Annotated in this window: 12 protein-coding genes; 8 read left to right on the top strand and 4 right to left on the bottom strand. The window is 54.2% G+C overall.

The genetic code is table 11. From position 1 onward, the window contains the following. The first annotated feature begins 6 nt into the window (after nt 1–6). From ACG98I_RS01960 to ACG98I_RS01940, 5 genes are all read left to right on the top strand, one after another. Nucleotides 7–642, top strand: coding sequence for a TIGR02234 family membrane protein (locus ACG98I_RS01960; protein ID WP_394717885.1), 636 nt, complete (start codon nt 7–9; stop codon nt 640–642). 89 nt (nt 643–731) lie between these two features. Beyond that, entirely contained in the window at nt 732–1,559 is an 828-nt protein-coding gene (locus ACG98I_RS01955; RefSeq protein WP_394717883.1) for an indole-3-glycerol-phosphate synthase, read from the top strand. 37 nt (nt 1,560–1,596) lie between these two features. Continuing rightward, nucleotides 1,597–2,514 carry a prolipoprotein diacylglyceryl transferase gene (lgt, locus tag ACG98I_RS01950; protein WP_394717881.1) on the top strand — a complete coding sequence of 306 codons (918 nt, stop codon included), beginning with the start codon at nt 1,597–1,599 and terminating at the stop codon, nt 2,512–2,514. 134 nt (nt 2,515–2,648) lie between these two features. Continuing rightward, on the top strand, nt 2,649–4,064 hold the full coding sequence (gene pyk / locus ACG98I_RS01945) for a pyruvate kinase (protein ID WP_394718063.1): 1,416 nt from the start codon (nt 2,649–2,651) through the stop codon (nt 4,062–4,064). A 52-nt stretch (nt 4,065–4,116) separates the two neighbouring features. Beyond that, nucleotides 4,117–4,788, top strand: a complete 672-nt coding sequence (locus ACG98I_RS01940) for a copper homeostasis protein CutC (RefSeq protein WP_394717879.1) — start codon at nt 4,117–4,119, stop codon at nt 4,786–4,788. Nucleotides 4,789–4,804: 16 nt separating this feature from the next. On the opposite strand, the gene ACG98I_RS01935 is transcribed toward ACG98I_RS01940, so the two are convergent. Continuing rightward, nucleotides 4,805–5,908 carry a PrpF domain-containing protein gene (locus ACG98I_RS01935; RefSeq protein ID WP_394717877.1) on the bottom strand — a complete coding sequence of 368 codons (1,104 nt, stop codon included), beginning with the start codon at nt 5,906–5,908 and terminating at the stop codon, nt 4,805–4,807. A 33-nt stretch (nt 5,909–5,941) separates the two neighbouring features. Beyond that, on the bottom strand, nt 5,942–8,320 hold the full coding sequence (locus ACG98I_RS01930; RefSeq protein ID WP_394717875.1) for a glycogen/starch/alpha-glucan phosphorylase: 2,379 nt from the start codon (nt 8,318–8,320) through the stop codon (nt 5,942–5,944). Nucleotides 8,321–8,433: 113 nt separating this feature from the next. On the opposite strand from ACG98I_RS01930, the gene ACG98I_RS01925 reads away from it, so the two are divergent. Next, nucleotides 8,434–8,940 carry a GNAT family N-acetyltransferase gene (locus tag ACG98I_RS01925; RefSeq protein WP_394717873.1) on the top strand — a complete coding sequence of 169 codons (507 nt, stop codon included), beginning with the start codon at nt 8,434–8,436 and terminating at the stop codon, nt 8,938–8,940. On the opposite strand, the gene ACG98I_RS01920 is transcribed toward ACG98I_RS01925, so the two are convergent. Further along, a complete protein-coding gene (locus ACG98I_RS01920; protein ID WP_394717871.1) occupies nt 8,937–10,145 on the bottom strand; it encodes an amidohydrolase in 1,209 nt (402 codons plus the stop codon). The genes ACG98I_RS01925 and ACG98I_RS01920 overlap by 4 nt on opposite strands. Before the next feature lie 34 nt (nt 10,146–10,179). Between ACG98I_RS01920 and ACG98I_RS01915 the strand changes: the two genes are divergently transcribed. Beyond that, nucleotides 10,180–10,578 carry a hypothetical protein gene (locus tag ACG98I_RS01915; protein WP_394717869.1) on the top strand — a complete coding sequence of 133 codons (399 nt, stop codon included), beginning with the start codon at nt 10,180–10,182 and terminating at the stop codon, nt 10,576–10,578. On the opposite strand, the gene ACG98I_RS01910 is transcribed toward ACG98I_RS01915, so the two are convergent. Continuing rightward, nucleotides 10,575–11,681 carry a glycerate kinase gene (locus ACG98I_RS01910; RefSeq protein WP_394717867.1) on the bottom strand — a complete coding sequence of 369 codons (1,107 nt, stop codon included), beginning with the start codon at nt 11,679–11,681 and terminating at the stop codon, nt 10,575–10,577. The genes ACG98I_RS01915 and ACG98I_RS01910 overlap by 4 nt on opposite strands. A gap of 186 nt (nt 11,682–11,867) precedes the next feature. Here ACG98I_RS01910 and gdhA point away from each other — a divergent pair, with 186 nt between their 5' ends. Further along, entirely contained in the window at nt 11,868–13,208 is a 1,341-nt protein-coding gene (gdhA, locus tag ACG98I_RS01905) for an NADP-specific glutamate dehydrogenase (RefSeq protein WP_394717865.1), read from the top strand. The last annotated feature ends 28 nt before the right edge of the window (nt 13,209–13,236 follow it).

Here is a 13,236-nt window from a genome sequence, read left to right as displayed (position 1 = left end):
TTTATAATGGGACGACGTATCGGCCCTCTGCTCTTTCTGGTTGCGGCTATTATTTTATGGCTGTCTTCCCGCTCCACATGGGTGACCGCAACGGTTGAAGATGAGCTCTCCGGCGGTTCCACTGTGGAACTCATCGGTAATTTCTGGTCACTTGAACTCATGGGGCTGACACTATTGCTTTTGGCCGGAGCTATCGCCGGCTTGGCGCTGCGCCGCATGGGCCGTCGTATGGTGGGTGTTATTTGTGCGCTCGCCGGCGCAGCAGTTGCCTGGGGTCCTTTGCAGCTACTGACCACTGGTGCGGATCCATACCGCGCGCAGCAGCTTTTACAGGCCAGTGAGGCAAACCAGAATGCCGTTGATAATGTCTCCATTTCAGCCTGGGCACAGGTGGTATCTGCAGATGTTGCGATACTGGGCCCAGTCGTTGCGGTCATCGCGGGTGCAGCAGCCGTCTTTGGCGGTGTACTTTTGGCTATGCAACCGGGGGTAGATAAACCCCGCTCGCACAAATATGAAACTTCTGCTGCCCGTGAGGAAGCTTTAGCCGAAGACCTGCAGAATTCCCCTGATTCTGGGCGTGTGATGTGGGATGCATTAGACGCAGATATCGATCCGACGGATCTTCCTAACCAAAAATAGGGCACGATTTTATAATCCTTAGTCCTGCAATATAGCCTAGATGTGATCTAGGATTCACTTATTCTTGAGTTCAGGACGGGAGGTGAGTCATGCCAGCCCCGATCGCTGTAGAAAGCATTCTGCGCGACGTGCTTAATGATGTTGCGTCGCGTGAAGCTGCTGTTCCTTTCAAGGAAATCAAAGCACGCTCGCGCAACATGGAGCCGCCGCGTGATGCCCGCAGTGCCTTGTTGCGCAATGGTTGTTCGGTGATTACTGAACTAAAACGCGCGGTGCCGTATAAGGGCCAAATCGCTGATTTGGATTCCCCTCAATCCATGGCGAACCTCGCGTCGCAACTAGAAGAAGTCGGTGTGCACCTGATGGCGTGCCAAACGGAACGCCGAAGATTCCATGGCTCGCTCGCTGATATGGCCGCCGCCCGTGAAGCCACTACCGTGCCAATGATTTGTCGCGATTTGATTGTGGACCCCTACCAAATTCATGAAGCCCGCTGCTATGGCGCAGATGTTGTCCCACTACAGGTGGGGCTTTTAGAACAAGCTCGCATGGAATCGCTACTGGACCGCATCGAGTCTTTGGGCATGGTTGCCTTATTGGAAGTGCGCACCCCAGCCGAAGCTGACCGTGTCATGCAGGCCGGCGGAAGCGTGGTGGGAATCAATGCTTGGTCTGTGACATCCGACGAACTGCACCGCGAAGCATTTGCAGAAATCGTGCCGGGGCTGCCCGAAAGTGTTGTCCGTATCGCGGTGGGTGGTGTGCAGTCACCGAAGGATTTGCTGCGGTATGCATCTTCGGGGGCAGATGCAATCATGGTGGGGGAATCAGTGATGACGGCGCAAAGCCCATCAGCGCTGGCACGCAGCCTCGTTGCTACAGGCCAACACCCAGCATGTCCTTCGCGCATGCTCTAGTCTCAGAATCCCCGCAATTTATGGCACACTAAATCATGTGCAAACGATGATTCTGGCTAATATTCCATCCCCGCCACAAGGCGTGTGGTACTTGGGTCCTATTCCACTTCGCGCTTATGCGCTCTGCATCATTTTGGGCATCGTGGTTGCCCTGTGGATGACTGTGCGCCGCTATACCAAGATGGGCGGCAATCCTGACACCGTCTGGGATGCCGCCATCGTGGTGATTCCCGCAGGTATTATCGGTGGCCGAATCTATCACGTTGCCACAGATTACGATAAGTATTTCTGTGCGGACTGCAACCCGATGGATGCCTTCAAAATCACCAATGGTGGTCTCGGCATCTGGGGTGCGGTAGCTCTGGGTGCCATCGCGGTGTGGGTGATGTTCAAGGTCAAAGGCATTCCGATGGGGCCTTTCGCCGATGCAGTAGCACCAGGTCTGGTGTTAGCACAGGGAATTGGTCGTCTGGGTAACTGGTTTAACCAGGAACTCTACGGTGCAGAAACCACCGTTCCTTGGGCCCTGGATCTGTACTATCGCGTCGATGAAGCTGGCCAATATGCGCCAATCTCAGGCCGCTCTACCGGGGAAGTTATTGCATCGGTTCACCCAACCTTCCTCTATGAACTCATCTGGAATGTTCTGGTCTGCCTCTTCCTGCTGTGGGCACACCGCGCCTGGAAGCTGGGCCATGGCCGCGTCTTCGCTCTCTATGTTGCTGGTTATACTTTGGGCCGCTTCTTCATTGAGAATATGCGTGTTGATGAAGCCACCATGATCTTTGGATTCCGTATCAATGCGATCGTCTCCGTGGTGGTCTTCATCATCGCCTTGATCGTCTTCTTCACTTTGAAGAAGGGACAAGAGACACCAGAGGAAGTCGATCCGGAGTATCAAGCCAAGCTGAAGGAAGAAAAAGCCGAGGCGACCGAAGAAGAACCAGCCAAGTAATACCCGATTCTTTTTGAGTCTGTGGGTTTTATTTTGCATTTGTTCTGTCATATCAGTGGCAGCGTGGCTTAAATGCGGGTAGGTTTGGACATGTTGAATAACGCTAGAGATAGAAGAGGTTAGGCTCAAAAATGCTGGATAGAAGAACTAAGATTGTTTGTACTCTAGGCCCGGCCGTTGCCAGTGAGGACGCCATTTTGCGCCTTGTACAGGACGGAATGGACGTTGCCCGTCTCAACTTCTCTCATGGTGAGCACGCAGACCACGAGCAAAACTACAACTGGGTGCGTAAAGCTACTGACGAAACCGGCCGTGCCGTAGGCATCTTGGCTGACTTGCAGGGCCCAAAGATCCGCCTGGGTCGCTTTGTCAATGGCTCGGAAAACTGGGCGAATGATGAAATCGTTCGCATTACCGTTGATGATGTTGAAGGCACCCACGACCGTGTCTCCACCACCTACAAGAACCTGGCGCAGGACGCTAAGCCAGGTGACCGTCTGCTGATTGATGATGGCAAGGTTGCTGTTGAATGTATCGAGGTTGACGGCAATGATGTGGTCTGCCGTGTGACTGAGGGCGGTCCTGTTTCCAATAACAAGGGCGTTTCCCTCCCAGGCATGGACATCTCCGTTCCAGCGTTGAGCGACAAGGACAAAGCTGACCTACGCTTCGCACTGAAGCTGGGCGTTGACTTCATCGCTTTGTCTTTCGTTCGCTCCCCAGCAGACATTGACTTGGTTCATGAGATCATGGACGAAGAAGGCCGCCGTGTTCCGGTCATTGCGAAGCTGGAAAAGCCAGAAGCAGTGGACGCACTGGAATCCATCATCCTCGCTTTCGACGCCGTCATGGTTGCACGTGGTGACCTGGGCGTTGAGGTTCCACTGGAGCAGGTTCCACTGGTACAGAAGCGTGCAGTTCAGATTGCTCGTGAGAATGCGAAGCCAGTCATCGTGGCTACCCAGATGTTGGATTCCATGATTGAGAACTCCCGCCCAACCCGTGCAGAGGCATCTGACGTTGCCAACGCTGTGCTGGATGGTGCTGACGCAGTCATGCTCTCTGGTGAGACCTCCGTTGGTGTGGATCCACACAACGTTGTACGCACCATGGCACGCATTGTTCAGCGCGCTGAGACTGATGGCAAGGTTCCGCCACTGTCGCATGTTCCACGCACCAAGCGTGGCGTGATATCTTATTCCGCACGTGATATCGCTGAACGCCTGAACGCCAAGGCCATCGTTGCTTTCACCACCTCTGGTGATACCGCCAAGCGTGTTGCGCGTCTGCACTCTGCACTGCCGTTGTTGGTCTTTACCCCAACCCAGGCCGTTCGCTCCCAACTGGCATTGACTTGGGGCGCGCAGACTTTCTTGAGTCCTAATGTTGCTACCACCGATGAGATGATGAAGTCTCTCGATGAAGCACTGTTGTCCATGGATTCTTATGAAGAAGGTGACTTGGTGGTCATGGTTGCAGGTACCCCAGCGGGTATTTCCGGCAACACCAACATGATTCACTGCCACATCCTGGGTGAAGATATCCAGTAATCATCATTGTTGTGAACTACAACAGCCGCTAGCCGTCATCCGGTTAGCGGCTGTGTCGATCGGAGAGAAGATGCTAGAAGTCATTGCCTTAAATGCTGAAGACGCACGCTTGGCTGAAGCTGGTGGTGCGCATCAAATTGAGCTGGTGGGCACCATGGACAAAGATGGGCTCTCGCCTTCACCAGAAACGGTCAGGGAAGTTCTCAGCTCCGTCACCATTCCGGTGTATGCGATGCTGCGTCTGCAAGACGGTTTTGAAACCACCGAAGATGAAATCCGAGAACTTAAGCAGCTTCGGAAGCAATATCAAGACCTCGCCGTAGCAGGTGTGGTTGTGGGCTTTCTTGACCCAAACGGCGATATTGATGCTGAGGCTCTTACTGAGATTCTGGGTCCAGATCCGATCGATTACACCTTCCACCGCGCGATCGATTTTGCTGCCGAGAATGCCTGGGACACGCTTATGGAGTTACATCCTGCCCGCGTGCTGACTGCGGGTAGCCCTAAAGGCGTCGGCGAAGGTCTGGAAACGCTGATTGCGAAAGCCGCGAAGAACGCCGATCGAATCCTGGCGGGCGGAGGATTGCGGGAAGAGCACATTCCAGACCTCAAAGCTGCTGGTATTAAGAATTTTCACATCGGTACTGCAGCACGGGTGGACAAGAGCTTTGATAATCCGATTGATCCGGATGCTGTGGCACGCTGGGTACAGCTCACCAGCTAGCTGGAAAACTAGCGTGCTAGTTATCGAGTGGTACTTGGCCGCGCATAAGAATGCGTGCGGTGCGTATTAGTGAGGTAGATTCCAGGCCGTCATCGGTGTTATTTGCTGCTGCGACGACTGCGCCCGAAGGCGTACCCAGGCGCACTTTGTCGGTGACTCCGGTGATGGCAGAAACCAATGTGCCTTCGGTGGCAGCGGCAGCAGCTAAGCACATTGCGCCAGTACCGGGAACAGCGAGATGAGCCTTGGACATGGAGATCATCCGTACCATCACATCCACATCACCTGCGGCAAGTCTGGAGCCATCTAGCGTGTGTGAGTCGGTGGGCGCGGCAATCATCGCGATTTTGGGGACTACCTCTGGGCACTGCTCGAACCCCATGGCTAGAGCGCCTGCCTGGCGGAGTTTTTCCAGGGTGTCTTTCACCGGCAGGTTGGCGTCAATATCAGCGGGGGACTCGGTGCCGTCTAATCCCAAATCCGAGGCACGCACGATAACGACCGGCAAGGTCGCATCCACCAAAGACACGGTGTAGTCCTGATCATCGATGCTCAATGTATCTGTCGGGTTTCCTGAAGGAAGTAGCCCAGCGGTACGTGAGCCAGCCGGATTGGGGTAGCTCAACGTAATAGGGGAGCCAGTACCGCTGACACCAGGTAACACGAGGTCACCGTGAGTTTCTGCCTGACCATCTTTAACGGTCAGAGTGGTCTTTACGGTTTTGGAGGTATTGGTATTAAAGAGCGTGAATTCTTGCACGCCATCCCGGCTTTCAAGGAGCCCGGCCGCGAGTGCAAAGGGCACCACGCCGCAAGAGAGATTGCCGCAATTACCGGAGTAATCGACGCTGGCCTTAGCAACCTCAACCTGGCCAAACGTGTAGTCCAGATCGAATCCTGCACGTTTGCTCTTGGACACCAGCATGACTTTGGATAGTGATGAAATTCCACCGCCCATGCCATTGAGCTGGCGTCCATGGGCATCCGGTGACCCCATGACAACGCACAATGCAGTATCCCGCTCAGCCTGGTCAGTTGGGAGGGAGGCTGCATCAAAGAATAAGCCCTTGCTGGTACCGCCACGTATAAAGCAAGCGTCAATCCACGTCCGTGTAGTCATACCCGCCGATTCTACTGGCGAGTATTGCAGGGCCTACTTAGTAATCGGGGTTGGCTTAATCTTCCATACTTCTTCGGCGTAGTCCGCGATGGTGCGGTCAGAGGAGAAACGACCCGATTCGCAGATATTGATCCAGCACATGCGCGCCCACTTCAGCTGATCGTCCACAAAGTCATTAGCCATACGGTCACGGGTCTCACGGTAGTCAGCGAAATCCCCCAGGACATAGTAGGTATCTTGCGCATGCTCGCCATAGCCATCGAGCAGGCCGGAGCGTATCTCGCCGAAGACTCCGTTATTTTCAGCCCCAAGGGTGCCATCGGTCAGTGCATCGAGCACGCGGCGCAGCCCAGGTACTGCATTGTAGAGCTCACCTGGGTTATAGGTTTGCTTCAAACCAGGAAGTTCTTCATTCTTTGCACCGAAGATGTAGGCGTTTTCTTCACCGACCGCTTCAACGATTTCCACGTTCGCGCCATCCAAAGTGCCCAAGGTGAGGGCGCCGTTCATCATGAATTTCATGTTGGAAGTGCCGGAAGCTTCCTTACCCGCAGTGGAAATCTGCTCAGAAATGTCAGCTGCAGGAATGATGTGCTCGGCGGGGGAGACATTATAGTTCTCCACGAATACCACGCGGATAATATCGCGGGTCCGCTCATCATTGTTGACTAAGTCAGCAATCGTGTTGATGAGCTTGATAATCGCCTTTGCACGCACATAGCCCGGCGCAGCCTTGGCACCAAAGATGAAGGTGCGTGGCGGGACTTCTTCACCGTCTTCGGTGATGCGGAAGTACACATCCAGGATATAGAGCGCATTCATCAACTGGCGCTTGTATTCATGCAGACGCTTAATCTGGACATCGAAGATAGTCTCCGGATCCACCTCTGCGCCCTGGTAGTCTTTGACCCACGCGGCGAAATCGACTTTGTTCGCGCGCTTGATATCCAATAGTTCCTGCATGACCTCATCAACGTGCGCGTACGTGCGCAAACCTTTGAGCTCACTCAGGTCAGTGACCCAAGAATCAGAACCATTGAGGCGAGTCAACAAATCCGCCAGGCCCGGGTTACACATGGCTAACCAGCGGCGCGGGGTAACACCATTGGTCTTATTATTGAATTTCTCTGGCCACAGATCATGCCAATCGCTCAGAGTTTCAACCTTGATGATCTCCGTATGAAGTGCTGCTACGCCGTTGATGGAGTAGGAAGCATAGGACGCAATCCACGCCATATGCACCAAGCCATGAGATACCGGCGCCATATAATCAATACGCCCCTGGTCCAAACCCCGCTGCGCCATATCAATGCGGAAACGACGGTCAATTTCCTCAATGATCTCCCATACGCGCCAGAATAGCTTTTGGAAGATCGATACTTCCCAAGTCTCCAGAGCCTCAGCCAAAGTGGTGTGGTTGGTATAGGCGAAAGTGCGGCACACAACGTCCCAAGATTCTTCCCAACCCATGTGGTGTTCATCCAATAAGATGCGCATCAGTTCCGGGATAGCCAGAACCGGGTGGGTGTCATTGAGCTGGATAGAGTTGAACTCATCAAACTGAGTGAGATCCTCACCGTGATGCTTGATGAAGTTTGAAATCATCTCCTGCAAGGAAGCAGAGACAAAGAAGTACTGCTGGCGCACGCGCAGCACCTTGCCCTCATAGGTGGTGTCATTGGGATAGAGCACACGGCAGATATCCATGACCTTTTCGCGCTCCACGATTGCCTCGGTAAAGCGCTGGGAATTGAAAGCGTCATAGTCGAACTCATCAATCGGCTCGGCCTTCCACAAACGCAAGGTGCCCACGTTATCGGTGCCATAGCCCGTAATCGGCATATCATAAGGAATCGCGCGGACGTGCATATCATCAAAGTTCACGCGCCACTGTTCTGATGCACGGCGCACAATGAAGTCATAACCATTTTCCATCCATGCATCCGGCTCTTCTTTCTGGAAGCCATTGTCAAAGGACTGGCGGAAAAGTCCATAGCGGTATAACAAGCCATAGCCGGTGACGGGGTAGTCCTGAGTGACCGCGGAGTCCAAGAAGCATGCAGCCAATCGGCCCAAACCACCATTGCCCAAAGCAGCGTCACGCTCAGCCTCTAGAACATCCACGAGCTCATGCCCGGTCTCTGCCATAGCTTCCTTGGCCTGCTCAACGAGGCCCAGGTTGGAGAGATTATTGAGCAGTGCACGGCCTTGGAGGAATTCTGCGGAGAAGTAGTGCTGCTGACGGCCTTTGACATAGACCTCTTTGGTCTTTTCCCAATTATCAGCAATCTGCTCCATGACCGCAGAAGACAGCCCAGACCAGGCTTTGCGGTTGGTTGCGGATGCAGGGGAGACGCCAGCTGCGGCGCGAATATGACCAGGGAGAGAATTTTCAAAGTGAGGGTTGTTCATGAACTTTCAGACTTCCTTATTAGTGAGGGTCTAAAGATGCGACCACCAAGAAGCCTAATTGCAAATACTCATTATTGCTGGACAACTTATCCTCACCAGTTATGCTGCTACCCATGCCTACCAAGCACTTGCCACACGTTAACCTTCACACCCCACGGCTGGTGTTGGAAGTACTCAACGTTGAGCATGCTGAGACTATGGTGGAGGCCTTATTCAGCCCGGAAATTTATCGCTTCATTGATGACACCCCGCCTACCCTGGATTTTCTTAATTGGCGCTACCGCAAGCAGTCAGATAATTGGGAGGGCCGGCCGGTGTCGTGGCATAACTGGATCATCACGGCGAAGAAAACCGGAGATGCGATGGGCTATGTCCAAGCCACGATTAATCACTCCCGGCGCACAGCGGAGCTGGGTTGGGTGGTGGCACCGAAATACGCAGGGCAAGGATTTGCCAGTGAAGCAGCGCGCCGGGTGATTGCAGAAATTAACGGTTGGAAAGCTCTGCGTATCTTGTGCACTATTGATAGCCGCAATATTGCCTCCCAGCACTTAGCGCGGGCACTGGGGTTTACGCTTGTTGAGCCCGCGCCACAGCAGGCTCAACGCTGGGAGCTTTAGGCCTGCGCCAAGAAAGTCAGCACGGCAGCAGCGCCGGCCTTGGTGGATGCCGCACAAGTTGGTTCAAAATCCGGTAGGAAATCAGATTGGTGATTCACCGGTGGATTATCCAGCAATTCTTCCGGGGTGGAGCCGACTAGCCAGAAGTAATAAGGCACGCCCCAGGCCTGCGGGAGGTAGCAGAAATCTTCCGATGCCGTTGCACGGAGGGCATCCACCGAGTCCGCGCCAAAGACCGCATCAAAAGTTTCGCGCACAGCGATAGACGTCGCCGGGTCATTGTCAGTAACTTCACCGTGGGCAAAGTACTCAAAGGTGGGTTTCGCAGGGCTTGCCGATGCCATACATTCCGCCTCCACTACTCGGTGCAAAGCCTCATAGACGCGCTGGGCCAATTCCGGATCGTAGTAACGGGTATTGAGCACCAGCTCTGCCGAATCCGGGATGATGTTGTTCTTATCGCCTGAATGCAACTCACCAACAGAGATGACAAAGAACTCACCCGGTGGAACTTCGCGTCCGACGATGGCCTGCAGGCGAACCACAATCATCGCGGCAATCAGCGTCGGGTCAATGGATTTATCCGGCATGGACGCATGCGCCGAACGGCCGGCGATGCGGATACGGATAGAGTCGCAGCCGGCCATAATCGGACCGGACATGGACTGCACCTGCCCAGCGGGACCGGGCATCACGTGCTGCGCGACGCAGACATCGGGCTTGGGGATGCGGCTGATTAGGCTATCGGCAAGCATGGTCTTTGCGCCATCAGAGGTCTCTTCCGCTGGTTGGAATAGGGCAATAAACGTGCCCGACCAGGAACCGCGCAAGGAATCAATAATCGCACACGCGCCAAGCAGGGCAGTGGCGTGCATGTCATGACCACAGGCATGCATATTGCCATTGGTGGACGCATAACCCATGCCGGTCTGCTCTATAACCGGCAGGGCATCAAAATCCGCGCGCATCAAGACAGTCGGACCCTCAGATTCGGACCGGAATATAGCAGCCATGCCATAACCGCCGATGCCGGAAATAATCTCACAATCAAACTCGTGCAGCTTCGCCTCAATTTGGGCTGCCGTGCGCTTTTCCTGGTGAGAAAGCTCGGGATTACGGTGAAGATCTTCATAAAATTCACGCTGCCAGTCCAGGTTAGCGCCATGGTCTGCGAGTAGTTGCGAGATAGAATTCGGGTGAGTCATGATCCATCTTTTTGGTTAGGGTACGCTTACTAATATGTCATTTATTCAGTTTGATGTTTTGGTCCCGCACGCCCAGTCCAAGCGCGTCGGCGAAGTCTTTGAAGAAGCCTTAAATCGCCTGGTTGAAGCCAAGCGCATTGACTCGGCTCAGGTAGACATTAATGATAGCCCACGCCTGCAAGACGGCATTGAAGAACAACTGCGCCAAACTTACCGTGATGAACATGAAGACCATGACCTAGAAGACGCTGCAGTCTACCGCTACCTCATCAAGGTAGAAGGCGTGACCGGCTCGCTCAATGAACTGGGTATGGTGCTGGGCCGACTGCTGACCCCACACGCAGTATTGCCAAAGGACTGGGTGCTGCTGGAAGATGAAACCGCACATGAGCTGCCAGCTATCTTCCCATGGGCACTGGCTGTACGCCGCTAAGCTGAATTTTCCGCGGCAAACTGCTCGGCAATGGCACGGCCAGCTTCCTTGAGCTGGTCATGCATCGAGCCTTGCTGGCTCAGCTGATGGGAAAGCACACCTTGGGGCGCTGGGCTATCCAACCTGCCTGCCACGATGCCGAGCGTCGCATTCTTGTGTCCCGCAATCTCAGCGATAGTGCCGACTACCTTGCCGGTTAAAGACTGCTCATCAAAAGCGCCCTCGCCGGTAATGATCAGCGTGTCCTCATTAAGCATCTCCGAAATGCCGTAAAGCCCCGCGATGTGGTGCGCGCCTGCGGTGAGGGCGATGTTGTCCTCGCTGTTGAAAATGACTGACGATAGCCAGGTCAGACCCACGGGGATGGAGCCGGCTGCGCCGAATCCTTCGCGTTCTACATCGATTCCGGTGACCTCACATAGGCGCATCATTGCGCCGGTTAATAGCGGGATGTCCTGTTCGCTGGCACCCTTTTGTGGCCCATACATGCTGGCAGAATGCAGTGGGGAACAGGTGGTATCGCCCAGCATGGTGTACTTTAATCCAGCTGCTTTGATGTTGAGCTGTGCTGTATCAATATCATCTAACATGACCAGGGGTGCACCGCCTTTAGCAAGTGGATAACCTTTGTCATCCATGGGGGTTCCGCCCAATGCGGTGATGATTCCCATGCCGCCATCAACGGTGGCAGAACCGCCTAGCCCCAGAGTGATGTGCGTGGCACCGCGTGACTCGGCATCGGCAATCAACACGCCCGTGCCATAGGAATCTGCGTGCAAGACATCCAAGTCATCTTCCACCGCTGGCAGACCAGATGCCGCAGCAACATCGATGTAGGCGGTCTGCTCAGACAAATAATAGTGCGCAGTTGTTAAACGCCCGCGGGCATCTGTGGTGGGCAGTTCTACCTTTTCCACCTTCTTCCCGCTTGCTGCGAGCGTGTTCGCGATGAGTTCTGACGTGCCTTCGCCGCCATCGGCCATGGGGAGTTGCTTGATTGTGGCATCGGCAAGCACTTCTGCAACACCTTGCGCAATACCGCGCGCTGCCTCGGTTGCGGTGGCGGTGGACTTGAAAGAATCTGGCGCGATGACGATAAGCATGTCTGTGATTATAGCGGGTGAAAAACACCACTATTTACGCGTATTGACCTTTAAAGCTTGCAATATTGGTCGCCCTATAGGAAACTATATTTCTGTCAAACTATTTAAATGCTTGTTCCACCAGTCTGTCCTGCGGAGTTTGTGCCAGAGACAATGTTTGGGAAATAAGTATGGGAAGGGCCCATTATGAGCGTAGATAACAAGATTTCTGATTATTACGACATGTTGCTCAAGCGTAACGCCGGAGAACCAGAATTCCACCAGGCAGTGTCCGAGGTTCTGGACTCATTGAAGATTGTTCTGGAAAAGGACCCGCACTACGCTGATTATGGCTTGGTGGAGCGCCTGTGCGAGCCTGAACGTCAGCTCATCTTCCGCGTGCCATGGCTGGATGACAACGGTAAGGTCAACGTCAACCGCGGCTTCCGCGTGCAGTTCAACTCAGCACTTGGCCCATACAAGGGTGGCCTGCGTTTCCACCCTTCCGTCAACCTGGGCATCATCAAGTTCCTGGGCTTTGAGCAGATTTTCAAGAACTCTTTGACCGGCCTGCCTATCGGCGGCGGCAAGGGCGGTTCCGACTTTGACCCTAAGGGCAAGTCTGAACTGGAAATCATGCGCTTCTGCCAGTCATTCATGACTGAGCTGCACCGCCACATTGGCGAATACCGTGACGTTCCAGCTGGCGATATTGGCGTCGGCGGTCGCGAAATTGGCTATCTCTTTGGTCAGTACCGCCGTCTGGCAAATCAGCACGAATCCGGTGTTCTGACCGGTAAGGGTCTGACCTGGGGCGGCTCCTTGGTTCGTACTGAGGCAACCGGCTATGGCTGTGTTTACCTGACCGCTGAGATGATGCGCGCGCACGGCGAGTCCCTCTCTGGCGCCAAGGTTATTGTTTCTGGCTCCGGCAATGTTGCTATCTATGCTGCTTCGAAGGCACAGGAGCATGGTGCGACCGTCGTAGCAATGTCAGACTCCTCCGGCTACATTCACACCCCGAATGGCGTGGACGTTGACTTGTTGAAGGACATCAAGGAAAACCGTCGTGAGCGCATCTCCGCTTATGCTGAGGCCACCGGCGATAAGTTCGTGGAGAAGGGCAATATCTGGGAAGTTGAAGCAGACGTTGCTTTGCCTTGTGCGACCCAAAATGAGCTCGATGGCGAGTCCGCTGAGCTGCTGAAGCAAAACGGTGTCCGCTACGTTGCTGAGGGTGCAAATATGCCTTGTACCCCTGATGCAGTGCACATCTTCCAGGACAACAAGATTGCATTTGCTCCTGGCAAGGCAGCCAATGCAGGCGGTGTTGCGACCTCCGCGCTGGAAATGCAGCAGAATGCATCACGTGATTCTTGGTCCTTTGACTACACCGATGAGCGCCTGAAGCAGATTATGACCCGCATCTTCCTCAACATGTCCAATACCGCGGCTGAGTATGACCGCGAGGGCGACTACGTTGCTGGCGCAAATATCGCTGGCTTCAAGAAGGTTGCTGACGCAATGCTGGCTCAGGGCATTATCTAAGACCCAATCATCCTAAAATGTTGAAGGC

The organism is Corynebacterium sp. L4757 (assembly GCF_043673995.1).
GTDB lineage: Bacteria > Actinomycetota > Actinomycetes > Mycobacteriales > Mycobacteriaceae > Corynebacterium.
Note: the sequence above shows the minus strand (reverse complement) of the source record. Positions and strands in the feature narration are given on the sequence as shown.

Coding starts and splice junctions, on each gene's coding strand:
- ACG98I_RS01960 (WP_394717885.1), top strand. CDS start 7: ATGGGACGACGTATCGGCCCTCTGCTCTTTCTGGTTGCGGCTATTATT.
- ACG98I_RS01955 (WP_394717883.1), top strand. CDS start 732: ATGCCAGCCCCGATCGCTGTAGAAAGCATTCTGCGCGACGTGCTTAAT.
- ACG98I_RS01935 (WP_394717877.1), bottom strand. CDS start 5,908: ATGACTACACGGACGTGGATTGACGCTTGCTTTATACGTGGCGGTACC.
- ACG98I_RS01930 (WP_394717875.1), bottom strand. CDS start 8,320: ATGAACAACCCTCACTTTGAAAATTCTCTCCCTGGTCATATTCGCGCC.
- ACG98I_RS01925 (WP_394717873.1), top strand. CDS start 8,434: ATGCCTACCAAGCACTTGCCACACGTTAACCTTCACACCCCACGGCTG.
- ACG98I_RS01920 (WP_394717871.1), bottom strand. CDS start 10,145: ATGACTCACCCGAATTCTATCTCGCAACTACTCGCAGACCATGGCGCT.
- ACG98I_RS01915 (WP_394717869.1), top strand. CDS start 10,180: ATGTCATTTATTCAGTTTGATGTTTTGGTCCCGCACGCCCAGTCCAAG.
- ACG98I_RS01910 (WP_394717867.1), bottom strand. CDS start 11,681: ATGCTTATCGTCATCGCGCCAGATTCTTTCAAGTCCACCGCCACCGCA.
- gdhA (WP_394717865.1), top strand. CDS start 11,868: ATGAGCGTAGATAACAAGATTTCTGATTATTACGACATGTTGCTCAAG.